The following is a 21,367-nucleotide window of genomic DNA, read 5'->3' on the forward strand; positions in this document are numbered from 1 at the left end:
TCAATGATTGATGTCACCACTCCACGTGGCCGGCCGATTTCCACAGGTAGACACCAAGAGATTTCGCCGAAGACCAACTAGCAATCATGCGGCTACGCCTCACGGCGTAATCACTACGCCCACGACCTGCGCCCCCGCCGTGAAAGGACTCCCGGGCACAGCCGTGAAGGCGCCAGTGCTCTTATTGATGGTCTCGCCCAATAGGCCAGCGGTACCCTCCGAACCGTACATTAACGTTCCCGATGTAGAGATCACCAGATTATCCGCGCTAGACCCCGCAACGACTGGATTGCCTGGAAAGGCCGTAAGTGCACCTGTAATTGCATCGACGGTATAGGCATCGATCGAGTTTGCCTCAGCGGCGTACATCACGGTTCCAGCAGCATTAAGCGCGATGGCGTTCAAACCGAGGCCGTTTGCGAACGAACCGGCTGCGGTAAGCACCCCCGTCGTCTGGTTAATCGAGAAGGCCTCGATACCGTTATCGGCGCTTGCGACATAGACAAATGTGCCGGCGGGATTGACCGCCAATGCATAAGGATGATCCAACGATGTGAAAGGGCTGCCCGCCACAGGGGTTAGCGCCCCCGTGGTCGCGTCGATCGTGTAAGCCGAGACACTCGAGCCATTGTAGTTCGCGACGTACGCGAACCTGCCGGCAGGATCAATCGTGATGGCGATGGAGCCTTTCCCTGCCGCGAACGGACTGCCGGCAACGGGAGTGAGCGCTCCGGTTGCGGAGTCGATTGAATAAGCAGACACATTGTTGCCATCGAGACTGGCCACGTAGGCAAATTTCCCCGACGGAGCAACTACGATTCCGGATGGATCTTGACCTGTGGCAACCGGGCCGCCAGCCACTGGAGTCAGTGCGCCTGTGACGACATTGACGGTAAACGCAGCCACTGTGGACTTGTCGCCGAGGATCACGTACGCAACCGTGCCCGTTGGGTTGAGCGCGATGCCGTTGGATTCGCCACCCGCTGTAACAGGGCTTCCCGCGAGGGGCGTCAAGGCTCCCGTCGTCGCATTGACTGCGAACTCGTAGATGCTGTTGTTCCCATCGACCGAGTAGACGAACTGGGCGGCCACACAGGTCACGTTCACCGACGTCACGTTGGCCGCACTTACGGTGCCACTGCCGTTCGTCACCGTGCAGTTTCCGGCCGCCGGCTGGGTAGCGACGGTTACGTTATAAGTCGCACCGCTCACGAGTTGGGTGCCAAAAACAAACGTCCCGTTGGCCGCCACCGTCAGCGGGTTCGAGCCATTATTTTCGAGTGCCACCGATGTCCCAGGGCGCAGACCCGATACGCTCCCGCCAATCGAGTACGTCGGATTCGGACTGCACGCCACCGTTACGGCCGTCACGTTCGCGCCGATTTTCGTGCCATTCGCGTTGCTCACCGAACATGTCTCTCCGGCGGGCTGGGTTCCTACCGTCACGGCCCAGGAGGCACCGCCTTGCAGCGCGGTGGGGAACGTAAAGGTGCCGTTGCTCGAAACAGTCGTCGCATCCGCGCCGTTGTCGAGCAGTGTGACCGACGCGCCGGTGCTCAGGCCCGACACGGCCCCACCGACCGTGTAGGTCTTCGGTGCATTAGCGATACACACCACATTGACGTTCCCGACGTTGGCGCCGTCCACGGTGCCAATCGCGTTGCTCGCGGTACAGGTTTCGCCCGCGGGCTGCGTGCCAACTGTCACGTTGTAAGCCGCGGCGTCGACGAGGGAAACTGGAAAAACGAAGGGGCCATTCGCCGACACGCTGACCGTGTCCGAACCGTTGTTCTTCAGTGTCACCGATGCGCCGGCGCTCAGGCCGGTGACATTGCCGCCGACCGTATATGTTTTTGCCGGCACCGCGCTGCAACTCACCGAGATCGACGTGACATTAGCGGCGCTAACTGTTCCGCTGCCGTTGGTGACCGTACACGTCTCGCCCGTCGGCTGGGTAGCCACGGTAATGGAATACGTCGCTCCGCTGGCCAGTGCAGTTGGAAACTGAAAGCCGCCGTTCGCGTTGACCGTGAGGGTGTCTTTCCCGTTGTTGACTAGCGTGATCGGTGCGCCGCCTGCATTCAGGCCGGTGATATTGCCCGCGACGAGATAAGTCTGCACTGGCGGTGGCGGACTTGTCGGCGTGCTCGTCACATCGCCTCCGCCGTGGCACGCGGCAACACCCAGACAGAAGGCCGCAACGACTGCAAGAACCGGATATCTCGACATTTTTATCGGCACCCACAAAAGGAACGGGCATGCCGCCGTATAGATTCCGGCGGATACCCGAAAGCCGGCTGCGCCCGATCGGCGGCAACCGCAACTCACCTCGTGTGTGGCTACTCTTCTTGTTTTCCCGGCGCAGCGCTATCACCGCGGCGTGGCTTATGCTTTGCGAATTCCCAGCAACGGAGTCTATTCCATTCGTGCCGTCTTACAAGACTTTTCCGTGACCAGTCCGCTAGCGAAGCTTCACGAAGTCAAGCAGTTGCGCGGCGCCGTCCTGCAATAACTTCGGCGGCCTCGGGCTCTACCGGTGGAATCAAATATGGGTCGGCACTTACAGTAGTTAGAACCACTTCCTCTCCCAGTTAGCCCAAGTCGTCACCAATAAACAGGTGATGAGCAATGCGTTATATTCCCATCCCCCATTCGCATGTCCGCCAACGACAAAAAACCCGCGTTGCCAGTTAAACATCGCGACGCCGACGAAATAAATGGTCGACAAAATGAGGGAAATTGGGAATACCAGGATGCGCAAGGCTAGTAGCACCGTACCAACGGTTTCAGCAATACATACCAGCCAGGCGACGAGCAAGCCTGCGGGCACTCCTGAATCTTGCAAAAGGGCGCCAAAGCCGGAGACTTCACCCAGGTAAATACGGTAGGCACCGTGGGTGAAGAGGATTGCACATACGACTACACGCAACAGATCAGTTCCCGCCGTTTCTCTTGAAACTACTCTGTCAAACCATGTCATCACTTACCCCCAATCACATTGTTATAGAGAATTTCATCAGGCTTTTCTTTTGGGACGATCACATTGGGTATTCTCAGGTTTGTCGGACGATTGTCTATGATCTCAGAGTCGATGTCGACCGACCGTTCATGGTCGACACCGGAAGCCCGCTTTCCGAACAAGGACGAGAGTTGGCGCAGCGCTTAATCCGGGACATGTGCTGTGTAACGGTTACGCCGGGCTACATTTCCTCGGGAAAATATTCGCGTGCCAGTGAACAGATTCGCTGATATCGGCATGGCTGGAGAACCGGCCAAACGGATCGAGGCGTGACGAGGGTGTAACACGACGTCAGGCGAGCACGCCACGCCGCAGTAGGACAGCCATGCGCCTTCGGTGGTCACGGTCATGATCCGCTAGATGCTCAAGCAGGTCGTACACATCAAAGGTCGTGCCGTTCTGCCGGATACTGACCCGTTCAAACTGGTTCGGCTCCAGATCTTGCAGGCGCTCGACCAACTCCTGCCGTAGCGTCACAAACTCACGAATCGCGTCGTCGCCGTCGCGCTGTGCATAAGCGCGTGCTAGGGGCCAACTGCCGATGTCCGGCATTGGCAACAGCGCCGGCTTGTCATGATCGAGAGCCTGTACGATTCGCGGGTAATAGACATCACTTTCGCAGTCGTTGATATGCCAGAGATGCTCGATCAGAGACAGGTTGTCTTCTTCCGGCGCGCGGGCAAGTTGCTCTCGAGGCATCGCCAGAAAGACCTCAGTGAGGAAGCGCGGCATCTCTGCCAGTTGTTCGATCAGATAGGCACGGCGGGTTGGGGTCATGATGCTGGAATCCATGGTAGAGGTAGTGTGTGACGGTCGCTCAACTAGCAAGACCTTGCGCAACCTGATCCATTCGTCTGCGACCTCACCCATGTTCTTGGGTATCCCGCTTTTAATCCAGGCCATGAAGGATCGATCGAACCTGAACGTCTCACCACACTCACTCGTCAGAAACCGACGAACGCTCTGCGTGTTCTTATAAGTCTCGTCAATTTTCGTGGCCCGGTTAATCGGGTCTCGGTGCCAGTCAAATTTCATAGAGCCCCCGTCTTAGGAGTTTCCGTGGAAGAAACCAGCCATTGTTAGCGATCTACGCGACAGCGTCGAGTGGCTGACATCTGCTTAATTTACGCTACCGAAGAATTGCCGATGCATCTTCGAGAATGCAGTAGGGTTTGGTCCGCTTCGTAACCATTCCAGCACAGACTGGCCACAATCGAGTGGGCTCGAAGACGACGTGTCCAGAACGTAATCGTAGTGCCGGTTAGCATGAATCGAGTCGAATTGAGACTTGGCCAATCCAATCTTACGGTCGCCACGGGCAAGCTCACGCTCGATCAAAATTTCGAGCGAACAAAAGACGCCGACTATGAAGACCGGGAGACCGACCAAATCTTCCAGCATGTAGTGCCACGCGTCGGGTGACAGGACATGATCAACGATCACTGCCTGACCATGCCTCGAAAAGGTCACGGCAGTAGCGTTTATTGCTCTGCATAGCGCGGCCACGCGAACCTGTATCACCTGTTTCTCGACATCCCAGTAGTTTGCAGGTTCCATGTTTCGGAACGCATCCAGCTCGATCTGCAAATGATGCTCAATCAAGTTCTCGCACAAATACCTGGACAGCGTACTTTTGCCGGCGCTGCTCGGGCCGTTGAGCACGACGATGGTCCCGTATGACGGATGCAGCATTTCTGTGATCGGCATCGAGGTACGCGTCGGTGGTCTGCGAACGCAGGCTGTGGCTCGATTGTCGACGAACTGAGCCTCGGTGTCGAACGTCTGCTTGTGGCCGCACGGAGCCCGGCGGCGGCTGTCTCGGGGCGACCTTAAGCGGGCACTCTAGTTGGTCAAAAATGGACCTTCGATTAATTTATGCGACGTTTGCAGCAACCCACCTGTTGAACGCATCTTTCGAGGATGCGTTGTGCATATCATCCGGGTGAGGCACGATGTCCAGTCCGATCGATGGCACGGTGACATTGAACGTAGCCCTCAACCATTCCTGAAATTTTTCATTCGGTGCGACAGAAAATAACGGCTCGCTTCCTGCATTTGGCGGTGCGGAAAACTGATCACCCCAGCATATTTCGTCATAGCCAATTGCCAGCAGGCGGAGAAAATCAACCGCGTCTAGTGCTAGAACGCACACTGTTGTCGAGCCTGATCCTGAACCCAGATGTACGATCTTCTGTTGTCCGTTGGGGTCTAGCCAGAAGGCGGCCATTGATCCCTCGGCTCCGGTTTTGGCAAATACACAGAGGCGCTCCATAACTTCCGTGCGCTCGTGTCCAAACCAATACTTAAGGTTCGCATTTCCTTCCGCGGCAAATTCAATGTTTGTGCCTCCTGGGCGCCCATACTTCGTCCAACCGGACTTTATCTCATGTTCAGGGTAAAGAAATCCGATACGGCCATTCTTTGTATCAACGTAAAGATGGTTCTCTTCGATCCAGACAAAAAGTCGGCTGAAGGCATCAGGCAGCGACATCCCCCGCGACAACGTGCGGGAAATCTGTTCTTCGAGTTTTGCCATGGCGCAGTATTGCTCGCTTAGTAGTGTGTCGATTGTCGACGATTCACGCGACGGCGTCCAACGGCCGTTTCTGGCCGCACCCGGTCTCCCAACGAACTATCGTAGTCGACCCTCCAGGATGATCACATTTCCCGAAAGCGGGCTTCCAGATGCCTGGATCAAGACACCTTGCCAGGCTACGGTTGGCCAATCGCAGCCCGTCGCGGCACCTTCACGATTTCGCTCGTATTTCCTGGAAATTTCCCCCATTTCGCGCTCGACTTAAATGGCAACCGATAGACGGTAAGAGGCTCACGAACCTCTACCGAAGCGCTCTTCATCTTCCCGCCGATTCCTCTCGCCCTTATCGCGAGGATCGTAGGGCCCGGAGAGTGCGAGAAAAGGCGTCGGCTGAGCCGGGACGACACAAGCCTTGGGAAAGTAGAGATGGCGCGCGAAGAGCAGGAAGCGGCGTCTCCACGAGAACGGCAATGCGCCTGCATGACCCTCGAAGACTGCACCCCGTTCGCCGAGGTCGCGCGCCCAGTCGCGAAAGATCCACCGGTCCGCGCTCCCGTCGGTAACAAGCCAGAACCGGTCGCCGAAATCCAGCAGGGTGAATTCGGTGGGTTCGGCGGGCGCCGTCTCCGGGTCGAAGCAGGTCATACACAACACCCGCTGGAGTTGCTTGAGCTCGGCCTGGGCGAGAAGCGTTCCCTTAACCCGGAAAGAGATGACCGGATCCTTATAATCCACCATCGGTGGTGCAGGTGCTTTCGGAAAAAACATGGCACGTGACGAGCGATCGCCGATCTTTCGACAAAGAAGCAGGATACGCTTTAGCGACGCGTTGCCACGGGCAGTCAGAGGCGACCAGGAATCTCTGTCTTGATCACGACACCATGACGAACGCAAAAATGACCGCACTGCCACCCGCTCTCATAGAGCAGCTTCGATCGATGCACGACGATCCCGCGCGGAGATATCACAACTGGAGTCATATCCAGGCGTTGCTCAAGCTGCTCCCTGGGGTTCGAGATCGACTGAACGATCCGCTTGCCGTCGAATGTGCAATCGTGCTGCACGACGTCATCTATGAACCGACGAGAAACGACAACGAAAAGAGAAGTGCCGCGCTTGCGAAGGAATTGATCAGCGGTGTAGTGCCCGACGATACCGCAAGGCGAGCGGTGCAATTAATCGAAGCAACCGAGCGTCATCTCGTCGCGGAAAACATGTCAAAGGAAGAGGCCGAAGACTGCCGCATCTTCCTCGATATGGATCTGTCGATTCTGGGCAGTAATGCAAAGGCGTTCGACGACTACGAAGCAGGTATCAGACATGAATATCGGCACGTCGATGAGGCTGCGTTTCGTGAGGGGCGAGCCGCGATACTCGAGCGCTTCCTGAGCAGGGATCACCTGTATATGTCCGCGTGGGGTCGCGAGCAATTCGAGGCCAAAGCGAGAGTAAATCTGCAGCGGTCCCTGCAAGCGCTGCGCAACGTTTGAACGTAAGCGGTCCGTTATCCACGCCTTACTTAATCTCAGCAATCGCCTTTGGTGGATAGCTCGCAAGGACGATCGAGGTGGTCACCGGTCCGAATCTGGCCAGCGCGTCAATGGCTTTCTCTAGTTGGCTCATTTTTTGAACCACCACACGGACGACGAAGCAGTCATCGCCCGTGATGCGATGCGCTTCGACGATCTCCGGCATCGTTGCGAAGGTTTTCAGGCATTTTATGATCTGCGCGTGAGTCGTCTGTATTCGAATGAGCGCGGATATATCACGGCCCAGGAGTCCCGCATTGACCCTTGCCGAGTAACCCTCGATCACACCGTGCTCTTCCAGCCGCTTGATGCGGGCGCTGACGGCTGGCTGCGACAGTCCAATCTGCTTGCCTAGCTCGGTGTTGGTCACACGCGCATGAACTTGCAGCGCCTCAATAATGCGCCAGTCGAGCCGATCCAGTTCCACGTGCTTAGGTTTCATTCGTATACACCTCTAAATTCCGCCAGTTTCAATCCGTACCACGACGATTTCATCGGTTTGGCTATTCTGGCAGAAGCCGTTGGCTCCTACACTGAGCATTCATATCTGGAGGAACCTACACATGAGTCGACGTGTGCTGATCGTGCCTGGTCATGGCAATTCGGGGGCAACGCACTGGCAAAGTATCTGGGAAGCTTCGAAGCCTGGATTTTGGTGCCGCGTGAAGATCGAGGATTGGGATCACGCCGTCTGCGACGAGTGGGTGGCAGCCATTGCTCGCGATGTGGAGGCTCTCGGCCCGGATACGATCGTCGTCGCTCATAGTCTTGGCTGCCTCGCAGTTGTGCATTGGGCCGCGCGAAACACAGTCGCCATAGGAGGGGCACTTCTCGTGGCCGTTCCAGATCCGTCGGCGCCGGCCTTTCCTCGCGCCGATAGCATCGGATTTTCTCCCGTACCGTCGGCAAGGCTTCCATTCCCGAGCATCGTGGTCGCAAGTGGTAACGATCCCTACGCGGCAATCGGTTATGCGCGGTCTTGTGCGAACTCCTGGGGCAGCGAATTCCTCGATGTCGGGGCACGGGGGCACCTGAACGCCGCCAGTCACCTGGACGACTGGGCAGAGGGATATCAGCTCCTCCAGCGTTTGAACCGCAAAACACGCCTTTAGCAGCAGTCAGCCATTGCACGAAAGGTTATGCGAAACGACTAATTTGGTCACGCATTCCCGAATGCTAATATCCAGAACCCCGAGAGCACTCCAATAATGTTGAGAGACTATTGATCAAGTTGGCGCAGCTATTTTTATAACGATTGGAGCGCAAGTAGTGTCCAGGAATAATCCGCCGCGGCTCGTAGTTTCTCTGCTTTCAATTACGCTCTTTGCGATCTGGTCGGTAACCGCATGTGCCGGCGACGTCGATACCGTTACACCAGCGCCGGCCAATCCGCCGCTCACCACAACCGTCACCCCCGCTGCCACAGACCAACCCTGGCTGCACCAGACATTAAGCCTGATCAACAGCAGCCTGACGCGTTTCGGGCCGTACCGGACCGGCAACGCCTATCTGGAATACGAATACTACGGAACCAACGGACCATTCAATCTGTACGGCTATGTCGATGCGCTCAAGATACTCGGTGCCGGCTCGCAGAACACATCGGGCGTCTGGGATCACGGCGCACCGATATTCAGCGAACAGGAACCGCGCGTCGCACTCGACACGCTTGCCGGGAAAAACTTCCAGCTAGGACCGTTCAAGCACATCTATCTTGCCGCCGACTGGATTTACAACCAGGGCGGTAGCCGGTCATCCGAACAGAACACGCTCTACGCGGGCCTCGGCACCGACATCGATACGCACACGCCGCTAGCGTTGTCGGCGAATCTGTATCTGAACCGGGAATGGCAGAACTATGGCAACGCGAACGAGTTTTCCTGGGACGGCTACCGCTTCCAGATGAATTATTTCTATCCACTAGGTCATTACCTGGGCGGCGACTTCAGCTACGCCGGTTTCTTCAACTACGATTTCGGATCAAAGCTGCGCGAAGAAACGGGCGGCAATACCTTTAGCGACACGGAGTTCGACTCGACCAACGCGCTGGTCTACTCGTACAAGCATCTTCGCCTCGTGGCCGTGGCACGCTACTTCCACAATGGCGGCCAGTGGAATAGCTCGATGCTGAACTTCGGCAACGGCTTCTTTCAGAATCGATCGACTGGGTGGGGGTACTACCTTGAAGCGGGTTATCAGTGGGGCAAGATATAGCGCTTCGGACGTCGATACAGCGATGCGTTAGCGACGAAACAACGTGCCAACGCATCGCTGTGCAACCACAGAAAACCGTTACTGTTTCATCAGCTTCACGATGGTCAACGTACCGTTCACGTCCTCAACGCGAACCTTGACCTTCTCGCCCGCTTTAGCCTGCTTGACCATCGTTTCATCTCCAGCCTTGTAGGCCATCGTCATCGCGGCCATGCCGATGTTCTTCAGCTCGCCGTGCTGAAGCGTCACCATGCCCGTCGACGGATCGACTTTCTTGACGACGGCGTCGGTGAGCGCGGTGCTGTTCGACGCGCCGGCATCCATTGCGCCGCCGCTCATTTTCATGCCGGCCATGTTGTCTGCCGCCATGGCTGCGCCGGCAAGTGTGAGGCCCGTGCAGAGCACAGCCGTCAGAGTGAGCAACTTCTTCATTGATTTTCTCCAGAGTGGATTTGCGGCACGAACGTGCCATGGGGTGCTACATGAGGTTGCAGCGCTTCCTGCGTCTTTGCATTCGCGCGCGCCACGCGGCGACGTTGCAGCAACAGCCAGGCGGCCGGAATGATGAGCATGGACAGAAGCGGCGCGGTCACCATGCCGCCGACCATCGGCGCGGCGATGCGCTGCATGACTTCGGAACCGGAGCCGTGACCCAGCATGATCGGGATCAAACCGGCCAGCACGACTGCGACCGTCATGGCCTTGGGTCTTACGCGCAAAACCGCGCCTTCGCGGATCGCATCGACAAGCGTTGCTTCGGTAAGCGGCGCGCCCTCGTCGAGCCGACGATTGAGTGCGCCCTTCAGATACAGCAGCATCACGACACCGAACTCAGCCGCCACGCCCGACAACGCGATGAATCCCACCGCAGTCGCGACGGACACCGCGTGCCCGAGTATCCAGATCAACCAGAATCCGCCGACCAGCGCGAACGGCACCGTCGACATCAGCAAGAGCGCATCGGCCGCCGAGTTGAACGTCAGGAACAGCAGCACGAAGATGACGACGAGCGTCACGGGGATCACCGTGCGCAACTTCGCGGCGGCACGCTCCAGATACTCGAACTGACCCGACCAGGCAATCGAATAACCAGGCGGCAGCACGACATGCTGTGCAACCGCGCTCTGCATCGCTTTCACGGCCGACTGCAGGTCGGTGTTGCGAATGTCCACGTAGACGTAGCCTGACAAGCGGGCGTTCTCGCTGCGGATCATCGGTGGGCCGTCGGATATCCTGATCGTGGCGACGTCGCCTAACGTGATCTGTGCGCCGCGATCCGTGACGACCGGCAACTGACGCAGATTGTCGACAGAGTCCCTGATCTCGCGCGGATAGCGAATGTTGATCGGAAAACGTTCGCGACCTGCGATCACTTCGCCGACGTTATCGCCCCCCACCGCAGTCGACACGACGGACTGGATGTCCGTCACCGACAGTCCATAGCGCGCGGCCGCCAGCCGGTCGATATCGACGTCGATGTAGTGACCGCCGTTCAGTCGTTCGGCGAGCGCCGACGTGACGCCTGGAACGTTCTTCAGGACAGATTCGACCTGCGTCGCAATCCTGTCGATCTGACCAAGATCCGCGCCCGAAATCTTCACCCCGACAGGCGTCTTGATACCCGTCGACAGCATGTCGAGACGATTGCGAATCGGTGGTACCCAGACGTTCGACAGCCCCGGAATCTTGACGCGCGCATCGAGTTCATCGATGAGCTTTTCCGGCGTCATACCTGGGCGCCATTCGCTGCGCGGTTTGAACTGGATGGTGGTCTCGAACATCTCGAACGGCGCGGGATCGGTTGCAGTATCGGCACGGCCCGATTTGCCGAACACGGTCTTCACTTCGGGCACCGTCTTGATGAGGCGATCTGTTTGCTGCAGCAGTTCGGCGGCTTTATCTGCCGATATGCCGGGCAACGCGGTCGGCATGTAAAGCAGATCGCCTTCGTCGAGCGGCGGCATGAATTCGCCACCAAGCCGCGACACCGGGATCAACGTGACAGCAAGCGCGACCACGGCCAACCCGATTGCAACCCACGGGCGGCGCAATGTTGCTTCAAGCAACGGCCGGTACAGTCTGATCAGAACACGGTTGAGCGGATTCGCATTCTCATGCGGAATCCGGCCGCGAATCAGATAGCCCATCAGCACCGGCACAAGCGTTACGGATAAACCTGCCGCAGCCGCAATGGTGTAGGTCTTGGTAAACGCCAGCGGGGCGAACAGTTTCCCTTCCTGGCCTTCGAGCGAGAACACCGGGATAAACGACAGCGTGATGATCAGCAGCGAAAAGAACAGCGCCGGGCCGACTTCGGCGGCGGACTGCGCGATCAACTCCCACCGCTGCGCAGTCGTGATCGGCGTATCGGGATGCGCGTGGTCGTACGCTTCCAGATGCTTGTGCGCGTTCTCGATCATCACGATGGCCGCATCGATCATTGCGCCGATCGCAATCGCAATCCCGCCCAGCGACATCAGGTTCGCGTTGACACCCTGATAGCGCATCACGATAAATGCGGCCAGCACGCCAAGCGGTAACGACAGGATTGCGACGAACGCGCTGCGCAGATGGAAGAGAAACACCGCGCAAACCAGGCCCACGATGATGAACTCTTCGACGAGCTTGTCCTTCAGATTGTCGACGGCACGCTCGATGAGCTGCGAGCGATCATAGGTCGTCACGACCTCGACGCCCGGCGGCAGCGATCGCTTCAAGTCGGCGAGCTTTGCCTTGACGGCTTCGATGGTGGTCAGCGCGTTCTTTCCCGAGCGCATGACGATCACACCGCCCGCGACTTCGCCTTCGCCATTCAGCTCGGCAATGCCGCGACGCATTTCAGGTCCGATCTGGATGCGTGCGACATCGCCAAGCAGGACAGGAGTGCCTGCGTCGTTCGTGCGCAGCACGATATGGCGGAAGTCATCGAGCGAATGCAGATAGCCCGACGATCTGACCATGTACTCGGATTCGGCAAGTTCAACCACCGAGCCGCCCGATTCCTGGTTCGCCTTGCCGATGGCATCCGCGACTGCCGCCTGCGTGATGCCGTAAGCGCGCAACTTGTCCGGATCGAGCACGACCTGATATTGCCGCACCATACCGCCGATGCTGGCCACTTCCGAAACGTCCGGTACCGACTTCAACTCGAACTTCAGGAACCAGTCGTTCAATGCGCGCAGCTGGCCGAGATCGTGCGTGGCCGTGCGATCGACCAGAGCGTATTCGTAGACCCAACCCACGCCCGTAGCGTCGGGACCGAGCGACACAGTCGCGCCGGGCGGCAGGCGGCTCTGCACCTGGTTCAGGTATTCGAGCACACGCGAGCGGGCCCAGTACTGGTCCGTCTTGTCGTCGAATAGCACGTAGACAAACGCGTCTCCAAACGACGAATAAGCGCGGATGGTCGTAGCACCTGGTACGCCGAGCAGCGTCGTCGTCAGCGGATAGGTCACCTGGTCTTCGACGACTTGCGGCGCTTTGCCGGGATACGACGCCTTGATGATGACCTGTGTGTCGGACAGATCCGGCAGCGCGTCGAGCGGCGTCTGGGTCAGCGAATAGACGCCCCATGCGGTGACGAGCACCGTCGCGAGCAGCACGAGGAAGCGGTTGTAAATCGACCAGCGAATGATGCGCGCAATCATTTCGTGCTCCCCACCGGTTCGACTTGCGTCAGTTCGTAGCCGTCGTCGGAGGGCTTGAAGACGAAATGCACAGACTCGCCTACCTTGACGTCGGGGAATGAGGTTGGAGACGGTTTGCCGAAGGTCATGGTCATCGCACTCCAGCCCAGTGCCGGTACGGGTTGATGCGAGAACGTGATGTCGCTGGAGGTGACTTTTTCAACCTTGCCGGTGGTTTCGTAGGTCTGCGCGGCGGGCGCGGAAGCGGAAGCAGAAGCAGCTGACGGCGCAACTGGCGAGGCTTCAGGTGCCACGCTTCCTTCAAGCTTCGGCAGCACGGAGGTCAGGCTCGCTTCCGAGTCGATCAGGAACTGCCCCGATGCGACGACCTGCTGACCTTCGGTCAACCCGCTCGTCACTTCGGTGTTGTCCCCGCTATCGCTGCCAACCGCGATCTGAACAGGTTGCAACCGGCCGTCGCTATTCCTCACGATGACGATCGAGCGCTTGCCGGTCGTGATGACCGCTTCGGACGGCACCAGCAGCCGCGATACCGTTTTCGCTCCGCTGACACGGGCACGCATCAGCATCCCCGGTGTCAGCTTGAGGCCGGCGTTATCGATTTCGAGGCGAGCCTGCAGCGTCCTGCTGTCCCCACTGATGCCCGGCAGGATTTCGCGGATATGACCGCTAAAGCGTTGCGAAGCGTCGCCGGCAAACGTCGCTTCGACGGTCATGCCGGGCTGCACCTGCAACGCAAGCGACTCGGGTATCTCAACGATCAACCACAGCTTCGATAGACCGGCAATCTTGGCAAGCGTCTGTCCTGGCGACACCATGGCGCCATCGCGCACATTGAGTTCTGTCACCACGCCGGCTCGCTGCGCGAACAGCGTGACGTGGGTTTGCGCTTTGCCGGTTCTATCGAGGCTCGCAATGAGCCCATCGGGAATCGACAGTGCCTGCATGCGCGCACGCGCGGCGGCAAGCAGGCTCGCGTCCATGCCGCTACGCTTGAGCGCCAGATATTCTTCCTGAGGCGCGAGCCAGTCGGGAACGAAAAGCGATGCGATCGGCGCACCCTGCGCGACCCGTTGCATCGGGGCGCTGGCATACAGGTGGTCGATATAGCCGGTCACACGCGACTGCACCACGTCTGCCATCGATTCATCGAACTGCGTGGTACCGATTGCGCTGAATCCTTCGGCGGTGTCCTGCCTGACCACTGTCGCGTACCGGATGCCAAGATTCTGTTGCAGCGTGGAGTCGACCTTGACACCGCTTGAACCGCCTTCGTCCGCAAAGACCGGTTGCAACTCCATGTTCATGAACGGCGACTTGCCAGGTTTATCGAAGTGCTGGTTCGGCACCATCGGGTCGTGCCAGTAAAGCACTTTGCGTCCTGTCTTCGTGTCGACCTTGTCGCTGCCCGCAGATGGGCTCGCGGCCATGGCCAGTGCGATGGGCGTATCTGTTGCAGTCCGACGTGAGCCGGCCACATAACCGGCGCCAAGCAGCACGGCCACGGTGAACACTGCGGCAACGGCACGTACGATCAGTTTCTGGTTCATGTTTTTTCCTTACTGGCTGGCGGTCAGGTCGGTTGGCAAAACCTGGTATTCCAGCTGTGCCCAGACGAGGGAAACTTCGCGTTCGAGGTTCAGCACCTGAAGGTCCGCTTCGAGTTGCGTGTGCCGTGCATCCAGTGCGTCCGCGAGCGTGCCGGCACCGGATCGATAGGCGGCATTGGCGAGCTGCACTTTTTGTTCGGCGGCGGGAAGAACGGTCTGCTTCGCGTTGGCGAGACGTTCGCGACCGCCGGCAAGCTTTGCCGTCAGACTCTGGATATCCGCAACGACCTGGCGTTCGGTGTCTTCATAGGTGAGTCGCGCCTGCGTACCCATCTCGGACTTCTGCGCGACATCGCGGTCTTCGACATTGCTGCGATGGATCGGCAAAGGAATGGTTACGCCAACCGACACGTAGTCCGGATACTTCCCGCCACTCTTGAAGTAGGTCAGCCCCCAGGTCCAGTTCGGATTCCGGTTGCTGCGGGCCACGTCCGTATCGGCATCGGCGAGCGAGATGGCGGCGCGCGCTGCGATCAACGAAGGCTGAACCTGAGCAAGGTGATCGGCGCTGAAACTGGGTACCTGTGACTCGAATTCCGGTGGCGTACCGGAAACTTGAAGTACGTTGCCAGCGCCGGTCCAGCGCGACAGCACGATCAATGCAGTCTTCGCGTCTTGCTGCGCATTGATCAGTTCGTCACGCGCATTGCCGAGCGTCAGGTTGGCCTGGGCGACGTCGACGGCCGTCCCTTTCGCGCCGCGGTACGACGCCTGCCTTGCCGCGAGCTCCTGGCCCAGATGGTCGACCAGCGCCTGATTGAGCGCGACGGCCTGCTTCGCATAGATGGCGTTGAGCCAGGCCATGGCGGCTTGCTGACGCACCTCGGCGACTTTCTCGAGGTACGTCGACTGGTCGCGCTCGACAACCCGATTGGCTAGCGATGTCTGTAGCCGGCGCTTGGCGGGCGAGACCCATTCCTGCTGAATGCCGATGCCGCGCATCGTGAAGTTGTCTTGCCCGATGGTCAAGGCATTAGGCCCATTGACCGGCAAGTCCTGCACGCTGAGGTTCAGAGTGGGATTGGGTAGTTCTCCAGCCTTGACGACTACGTCCGAACTGCCGCGAACCGACGCCTGTGCAGCCTGGATCGAAGACGAGCGGCTGGTGGCAATTTGCAGTGCTTCGTCGAGCGTCAAGCCGACGTCCTGAGCGTAGGCCGCGCGGCCGGACAACAGGCCAAGCGCAACCAGGAGCACACATGAGCGAGCCCAGGCGCGCCGCGATGCCGGCGAGCCGATGTTGAAAAGCATGTTCTAACCTCGAATGGTCGAGCTGCGTGGGCCGCGCGAGCGGACACACGAACTCATGTCCCGAAACAGGACGACATCACCGCGCGAGAGCGGCAAACCAGAACGATGGAGTTAGAGAGACTGCGGTGGACGCCAGAGGCCATCCGGCTCGCGGATGGAGAGCGACTGGGTGTAGTGGAAGCTGACAGGGACAAACGACCCGGCGGGCCTCGTCACAGTGGGAGAAGAAACGGGGTGATAGAGGCTGCCCATCTGACACTGCGCACTGACCTTGCACAGCGATACTTTCGACTTGTCGTGTTCGCTCGTTGCGGGACTCATCGAATCGCAACCGGGCATGTCGCTGGACATGGCGGCGGTGTCGGTAGACATCGTGGATTCCATTGGACACGCACCAATCGTGCCGCTCGCTGCCAGCCCGCTTAAGGGCAGCACCGCGCAGAGCAGCAAAACGAGAAGTGTCCGCAGGAATTTCATCGCACGAAGTATAGCGTAGCTATTTGAAACGGATTTGACTGCATTTGCACTGGATGAAACGACGTGGACGAGGTCCTGGGTGAACTCATAACAGGGTCCACGCCGTTCCGGTTGCTTACCGCTGGTTTGTCCGGCCTGGCTCCTGGGCCAACGTCGGGCTGGCAGCGGGCGGTGGCAGCGCAGGATTCGCCGACTCATCGTGGCGCTGCATGGCCCACATCATCATCATCATCGACAGCGGACACAACACCACCACGGAGAGCGGCATCAAAGCCAGGATCTCCGCGTGATATCCAGGCAGCGCCCAGTATGCGAGCGCGACAACTGCCGCTAGCGCGCCGGCGATCTTCAGCAGGAATTTCATGTTGCATTTCATGGCAGGCTCCAGCCACAGGATCACAGCGATCCCGTGGCATCAGTGAAACATGGATTAGCGAGGTTAGGCGTTAGCTTTTGCTGCCGGGATGTGGGCTCATCATCGGGCAAGTGCCGTTGGTCATCATCGGACAGGCGGCCATGCTCATCTGGCCATTCGCAGCGGATCCTGTCGCCTGAGCGGTACCTTGTGTGGCAACAGACGCGTTCGGATACGCTCCGCCGCGTGCTCCACCAGCGGCCATGGCTACGCCGGCAAAACCAGTGATCGATACCAGCACGAGGGACATCGTCAGTTGTTTGATGTTCATGGTGAACTCCGGAAAGGGGAGGTGATGCGAGTTGTATGGTCGGATCAGGAATGCGCGGACGAGCTTGCGTCTTCAACCACATGGATTGGACGGCAAAAGTGTCGTGCGCTTTCCAGCCAACAGATCGTCGCGACGAGCGCGAGCGTCGTCCGCAGATCGATCTGCAAGCGATTTGCAACGGGGGCGTTATGCGCTTTGCGGTGGACGTTGCGGCGGTTCGGGAACGAACTGCGCGTCGAGGGTGTGATTCACACGCCGATACTCGGGCAATGAAGTTGTTGCCGCGATCGTTCGATGGGATGAGGGGAGGACGCCTGGCACGCCGCAATACAGGTCGTTCATGCCGGTCTGGCAGACCGTGTCCAGCTTGACGCACGGCGCCGCGCTGCCGTGTTTGTGGTCGTGCTCGCTGCCGGTCATCGACTGGTATTCGTGCGATGACGATGGCGACATCGCGGTCGACATTCCCGAGCAAGCCGGTGCCTGTGCCGGGTAGCCGAGTATCGGCAACCAGGCGATCAGAAAGCAGGCAATCAGTTTGGTCAGGAAATTCACGGCTTCGGGTTGGGAGCGGGATTGCTGGATGGTGGACCTTCCCAGTGGGGGAAGGTCAAGGTTTTTAGCGAAAAAGATCTGGTTCGGGTTGTAGGCCCACAGTCAGGCAAACGTCGAGCGATAGGCAAACAGCGATGGCGTCCCGCCACTCATGAGAAACAGCACTTTTTGCCCCGCGCCGAACCGGCCGCTTTCAACGCTCTGGATCAAACCCGCGAACGCCTTGCCGCTATATACCGGGTCCAGCAGAAGACCTTCCTGGCTGGCCAGAAGATTCACCGCGCGACGCATCGAATCGGTGGGTAGTCCGTAGCCGCTTCCAAGCTGCTCACCATGCAGAACGACATCGCTAGTAGAGAACGTGAGACTGGAATCGATCAAGGCAAGCGTTTGCCCGATTTTTTCGCAAGTGGTCGCAAAGGCTTTCTCGAGCGGCGCCAGAACCGTATAACCGACTACTTTCGTCGGCGGCACACCAGAAGCGATCAAGCCGGCGACAAGTCCGGCCTGCGTACCGCCACTGCCATTCGGAACAACGATATGGTCGAACTCAATACCGCTTTCACGCGACTGATCGAGAAGCTCGAGTGCACAGGAGACGTAGCCCAGACAACCCACCGGACTCGATCCGCCTAGCGGACACACATAAACCTTGCGTCCCTGGCTGCGTAACGTCGCAGCGCGCTCTTCTGCAACCTGCAATGCGCTAACGTTTCCTGGAATGTCGTGAATGACCGCGCCAAACAGGCGGTCGAGCACGACATTGCCATTTTCGACGTAGTCATCGTCGTCGATCGGAACGAGCCTCGAGAGCACCAGTTCGCATTTCATGCCAACGCGCGCGGCCACCGCTGCGGTCAGGCGGGCATGATTCGACTGGCGGCCACCTACCGTGATGACCGTATCCGCTCCCATTGCCTGCGCTTCGCCGATCAGGAACTCGAGCTTGCGTAACTTGTTGCCTCCACCGCCCAGACCATCGACGTCCTCGCGCTTGACATAGATGTCGGCGCCACCCAGGTGCCGGCTCAATCTCGGTAGCGCCACAATCGGTGAAGGTCCGTCGCGCAATTGTGCTTTAGGAAACCGGGAAAGGTCCGGTGCTCGCGATGCCATTTCATTACCTCCTGGGTGGTGTGATCGTACGTCCACGTGAAGCTTACCGCGCCCGTCGGGTTAGCGCCGGAACGCGTCTACGCGTCAAAGCTTCGCAACATCGAGCACTGCATCGGCAAACGCCTTCGGCGCTTCCTGCGGCAGGTTATGTCCGATCCCGCCGGTGATCGTGCGATGCGCATACTTGCCGACGAACTTCTTCGCGTAGGACGCCGGGTCCGGATGCGGTGCGCCGTTCGCATCGCCTTCGAGGGTGATCGTCGGCACACCGATAACCGGACTGGCAGCGAGACGCTTTTCCAGCGCATCGTATTGCGGCTCGCCCTGCGCGAGCCCTAAACGCCAGCGATAGTTGTGAATCACGATCGCAACATGATCCGGGTTCTTGAACGATTCCGCGGAACGTTCGTAAGTCGCATCGTCGAAGTTCCATTTCGGCGACGCAAGTTGCCAGATCAGCTTGTTGAAATCGTGGCGGTTCGCCTCGTAGCCGAGCTGGCCGCGTTCGGTTGCGAAATAGAACTGGTACCACCACGCGAATTCTGCTTTCGGCGGAAGTGGCGCACGGTTCGCTTCCTGGCTGCCGATCAGATAGCCGCTCACCGACACCAGTCCCTTGCAGCGTTCGGGCCACAACGCAGCGATGATGTCGGCGGTACGCGCGCCCCAGTCGAAGGCGCCGAACACGGCCTTGTCGATTTTCAGCGCATCCATCAACGCGATGACATCGACGGCAACGACGGCCTGCTGACCGTTGCGCACCGTGCTGGCAGAGCGAAGTCGCGTCGTGCCATAGCCGCGGAGGTACGGCACGATTACGCGATACCCCGCGGAAGCGAGTAGCGGTGCGACATCCACGAAGCTGTGGATGTCGTAGGGCCAGCCGTGCAACAGGATCACCACCGGGCCGTTAGCCGGCCCGAGGTCGGCATAGCCGACGTTAAGCAGACCGGCATCGATCTGCCGCAGATCGTCGAACGATGCGCTCGATGGCGTCGTGCGCGTACCCGGCGCAGACGCGCTGGATGACGACTGCGCACGCGCAAGACCGGCGAAGCTCAGGTCCATCGTGCCGATACCGACTGCGGCTGTGCCGAGGAAAAGGCGGCGACGTGTGTTGATTGAGTCAGACATATGCGTTTCTCCAGTTCAAGATGTGTTGAAGTTCAATCGATCAATGGGAATCGGCAGAGGCGCCTGCCGAACGCGCGTCGCGCAACGCGGCGAATGACGGGCCCATCGGACGCACGCGGATCTGCGGATCGAGGTGTTGCCACGGTAAATCGGTGGGGTCGGCGGCCATCGGGCCCGGTGCCTTTGCAACGAGAATCGAATCGGCGATCGCCTCGAAGTCCGCGCGGAAATGCACGGAGCTTTTGTTGACGAGGATCTTCATGTGCTCGGGCTCGATGCCGGCGACGCGAAACAGGTTGCGGTCGAACACCTGCATCTTCACGCTGCTCACAGCAATGCGCACACCATCGATGCGCAGGCACGCCACCGGGCCGAGATCGCCGGGCATGCCGTTCAGCATCGGACCATCGAAGCGAAAGTGTCCGTCCGACAGATGCTCGACCTCGAACACACCTTCGAGCGGCGCATCGCCCGGCACACCGGAGCGACCCGCAAGCGCGAGTTCGATACGAGCGCCGACGCCCGCACGATGCGCGGCCTGTGCCGCATCCGCATCCCAGATCACGCCGACGGCCGCACCGGTCGCACCGTTGTGCAGCAGAGCGCGCACCATGCCCATCGTGTTCGAGTCGCCGCCCACGCCAGGGTTGTCCTGCGTGTCGGCGATGATCACCGGTTTGTCCGCGTGTTCGCTACGGCGCATTGCTTCGAGCACCGCTTCGTCGGGTGTGAGGAACGGTACTTCCCACTGCGCTTCTTCGGCCAGCATCCGGCTGTAGAGCGCATCGACGGCAACGCTCAACGCCTCGGTCTCGAACCCGTAGCCCCACAGCACCGGTCCGCACTCGGGGAAATCGGCAGCCGGGAAGCCCGGTGCGAACGACAGCGACACAACCGTATCGCGCTCGAGCGCATCGAGCCGGTCATACAGTCCGCGCGCGGGTTCGACGAGTGTGCACATGCCGTTCACCGGAATCAGAAACGGCACGCGACGCGCGACGCACGCGAGCGGCCGGGTGTCGCGTGTGATTCGATCGAGAATCTCCGCAGCACGTTTGCCGGTTTCTGCCATATCGACGTGCGGATACGTGCGGTACGCGACGAGCGCATCGGCGAGTTGCAGCATGCGTTCGGTTACGTTCGCATGCAGATCCAGCGAAACGACAACCGGCATACGGTCGCCGACAATCTCGCGCACTCGTTCGAGCAGTTCGCCCTCTCCGTCGTCGAGATGCTCGGCGACCATCGCGCCGTGCAGATCGAGGTAGATCGCGTCGAAGCCGCCCGCGCGCACCGCATCGACGATCTCGCCGGCGATCCGTTCGTAGGCGTCGCGCGTGACGTGAGCCGATGCGCTCGCGCCTGCCCAGATCACGGGGATCAGCGCATGTCCCGCGGTTTCGGCATGACGGATGAAGCCGCCGATCGGCACGTTGACGTCGCGCAGCGTCAGCACGTCCGCGCCGCGTGCAAGAGCAGGAAAGCCCTCGCCCTGAATGAAACTTTGATAGGACGCCTGGGTCGGTGCGAAGGTGTTGGTTTCATGCTGGAAACCGGCAATCAGTATCTTCATGGTCTGGAAATCCTTCTATG

General features: G+C 59.3%; 21 protein-coding genes and 1 pseudogene. 3 read left to right on the forward strand and 19 right to left on the reverse strand.

All coding sequences use genetic code 11. From position 1 onward, the window contains the following. Window positions 1-99: 99 nt before the first annotated feature. The 7 genes and pseudogenes from FNZ07_RS07235 to FNZ07_RS07260 form a co-directional block, all read right to left on the reverse strand. On the reverse strand, window positions 100-2,154 hold the full coding sequence (locus FNZ07_RS07235; RefSeq protein WP_170275680.1) for a beta-propeller fold lactonase family protein: 2,055 nt from the start codon (window positions 2,152-2,154) through the stop codon (window positions 100-102). Between the two features lie 415 nt (window positions 2,155-2,569). Continuing rightward, window positions 2,570-2,980 (reverse strand): DoxX family protein, encoded by a 411-nt coding sequence (locus FNZ07_RS07240; RefSeq protein WP_143098107.1) that lies wholly within the window; start codon window positions 2,978-2,980, stop codon window positions 2,570-2,572. Window positions 2,981-3,310: 330 nt separating this feature from the next. Beyond that, complete coding sequence (locus FNZ07_RS07245) at window positions 3,311-3,796, reverse strand: DinB family protein (protein ID WP_170275681.1); 486 nt, start codon at window positions 3,794-3,796, stop codon at window positions 3,311-3,313. A gap of 123 nt (window positions 3,797-3,919) precedes the next feature. Continuing rightward, a pseudogene (locus FNZ07_RS33980) lies at window positions 3,920-4,054 on the reverse strand (DUF6434 domain-containing protein); the annotation flags it as partial. 84 nt (window positions 4,055-4,138) lie between these two features. Beyond that, complete coding sequence (locus FNZ07_RS07250; protein WP_091014963.1) at window positions 4,139-4,726, reverse strand: chloramphenicol phosphotransferase CPT family protein; 588 nt, start codon at window positions 4,724-4,726, stop codon at window positions 4,139-4,141. 166 nt (window positions 4,727-4,892) lie between these two features. Beyond that, window positions 4,893-5,555, reverse strand: a complete 663-nt coding sequence (locus FNZ07_RS07255) for a hypothetical protein (RefSeq protein ID WP_211367803.1) — start codon at window positions 5,553-5,555, stop codon at window positions 4,893-4,895. Window positions 5,556-5,846: 291 nt separating this feature from the next. Further along, complete coding sequence (locus FNZ07_RS07260; protein WP_143098108.1) at window positions 5,847-6,323, reverse strand: hypothetical protein; 477 nt, start codon at window positions 6,321-6,323, stop codon at window positions 5,847-5,849. Between the two features lie 5 nt (window positions 6,324-6,328). Here FNZ07_RS07260 and FNZ07_RS07265 point away from each other — a divergent pair, with 5 nt between their 5' ends. Further along, complete coding sequence (locus FNZ07_RS07265; protein ID WP_143098109.1) at window positions 6,329-7,045, forward strand: HD domain-containing protein; 717 nt, start codon at window positions 6,329-6,331, stop codon at window positions 7,043-7,045. A gap of 25 nt (window positions 7,046-7,070) precedes the next feature. Here FNZ07_RS07265 and FNZ07_RS07270 read toward each other — a convergent pair whose 3' ends face one another. Next, window positions 7,071-7,526 carry an Lrp/AsnC family transcriptional regulator gene (locus tag FNZ07_RS07270; RefSeq protein WP_091014966.1) on the reverse strand — a complete coding sequence of 152 codons (456 nt, stop codon included), beginning with the start codon at window positions 7,524-7,526 and terminating at the stop codon, window positions 7,071-7,073. Between the two features lie 121 nt (window positions 7,527-7,647). On the opposite strand from FNZ07_RS07270, the gene FNZ07_RS07275 reads away from it, so the two are divergent. Next, window positions 7,648-8,196 (forward strand): RBBP9/YdeN family alpha/beta hydrolase, encoded by a 549-nt coding sequence (locus tag FNZ07_RS07275; protein ID WP_091014967.1) that lies wholly within the window; start codon window positions 7,648-7,650, stop codon window positions 8,194-8,196. Between the two features lie 157 nt (window positions 8,197-8,353). Then, on the forward strand, window positions 8,354-9,298 hold the full coding sequence (gene tsx, locus FNZ07_RS07280) for a nucleoside-specific channel-forming protein Tsx (RefSeq protein ID WP_245811567.1): 945 nt from the start codon (window positions 8,354-8,356) through the stop codon (window positions 9,296-9,298). Between the two features lie 78 nt (window positions 9,299-9,376). On the opposite strand, the gene FNZ07_RS07285 is transcribed toward tsx, so the two are convergent. The 11 genes from FNZ07_RS07285 to FNZ07_RS07335 all read right to left on the reverse strand — a co-directional run bounded on the left by FNZ07_RS07285 (window position 9,377) and on the right by FNZ07_RS07335 (window position 21,347). Continuing rightward, window positions 9,377-9,730, reverse strand: coding sequence for a copper-binding protein (locus FNZ07_RS07285; RefSeq protein ID WP_091014969.1), 354 nt, complete (start codon window positions 9,728-9,730; stop codon window positions 9,377-9,379). Then, window positions 9,727-12,945: an efflux RND transporter permease subunit gene (locus tag FNZ07_RS07290; RefSeq protein WP_091014970.1), complete on the reverse strand. Its 3,219-nt coding sequence runs from the start codon at window positions 12,943-12,945 to the stop codon at window positions 9,727-9,729. The genes FNZ07_RS07285 and FNZ07_RS07290 overlap by 4 nt, the downstream gene beginning before the upstream one ends. Further along, window positions 12,942-14,495 carry an efflux RND transporter periplasmic adaptor subunit gene (locus FNZ07_RS07295; protein WP_091014971.1) on the reverse strand — a complete coding sequence of 518 codons (1,554 nt, stop codon included), beginning with the start codon at window positions 14,493-14,495 and terminating at the stop codon, window positions 12,942-12,944. Before FNZ07_RS07295 ends, FNZ07_RS07290 begins: the two co-directional genes overlap by 4 nt. 9 nt (window positions 14,496-14,504) lie before the next feature. Beyond that, a complete protein-coding gene (locus FNZ07_RS07300; RefSeq protein ID WP_091014972.1) occupies window positions 14,505-15,806 on the reverse strand; it encodes a TolC family protein in 1,302 nt (433 codons plus the stop codon). A gap of 111 nt (window positions 15,807-15,917) precedes the next feature. Continuing rightward, window positions 15,918-16,283 (reverse strand): hypothetical protein, encoded by a 366-nt coding sequence (locus FNZ07_RS07305; protein ID WP_091014976.1) that lies wholly within the window; start codon window positions 16,281-16,283, stop codon window positions 15,918-15,920. A gap of 115 nt (window positions 16,284-16,398) precedes the next feature. Continuing rightward, the gene (locus tag FNZ07_RS07310) at window positions 16,399-16,659 is read right to left on the reverse strand and encodes a DUF2933 domain-containing protein (RefSeq protein WP_091014978.1); all 261 of its coding nucleotides are present in this window, start codon (window positions 16,657-16,659) and stop codon (window positions 16,399-16,401) included. Window positions 16,660-16,729: 70 nt separating this feature from the next. Further along, window positions 16,730-16,969 (reverse strand): hypothetical protein, encoded by a 240-nt coding sequence (locus FNZ07_RS07315; protein WP_091014980.1) that lies wholly within the window; start codon window positions 16,967-16,969, stop codon window positions 16,730-16,732. Between the two features lie 186 nt (window positions 16,970-17,155). Further along, window positions 17,156-17,524, reverse strand: a complete 369-nt coding sequence (locus tag FNZ07_RS07320) for a hypothetical protein (RefSeq protein WP_091014982.1) — start codon at window positions 17,522-17,524, stop codon at window positions 17,156-17,158. Window positions 17,525-17,626: 102 nt separating this feature from the next. After that, window positions 17,627-18,640 (reverse strand): D-cysteine desulfhydrase family protein, encoded by a 1,014-nt coding sequence (locus FNZ07_RS07325; RefSeq protein WP_091014984.1) that lies wholly within the window; start codon window positions 18,638-18,640, stop codon window positions 17,627-17,629. 84 nt (window positions 18,641-18,724) lie between these two features. Further along, window positions 18,725-19,774: an alpha/beta fold hydrolase gene (locus tag FNZ07_RS07330; protein ID WP_091014986.1), complete on the reverse strand. Its 1,050-nt coding sequence runs from the start codon at window positions 19,772-19,774 to the stop codon at window positions 18,725-18,727. 40 nt (window positions 19,775-19,814) lie between these two features. Further along, the gene (locus tag FNZ07_RS07335) at window positions 19,815-21,347 is read right to left on the reverse strand and encodes a M81 family metallopeptidase (protein ID WP_091014989.1); all 1,533 of its coding nucleotides are present in this window, start codon (window positions 21,345-21,347) and stop codon (window positions 19,815-19,817) included. Window positions 21,348-21,367: the final 20 nt, after the last annotated feature.

The sequence above is a fragment of the Paraburkholderia megapolitana genome, assembly GCF_007556815.1.
GTDB classification, from domain to species: Bacteria; Pseudomonadota; Gammaproteobacteria; order Burkholderiales; family Burkholderiaceae; genus Paraburkholderia; species Paraburkholderia megapolitana.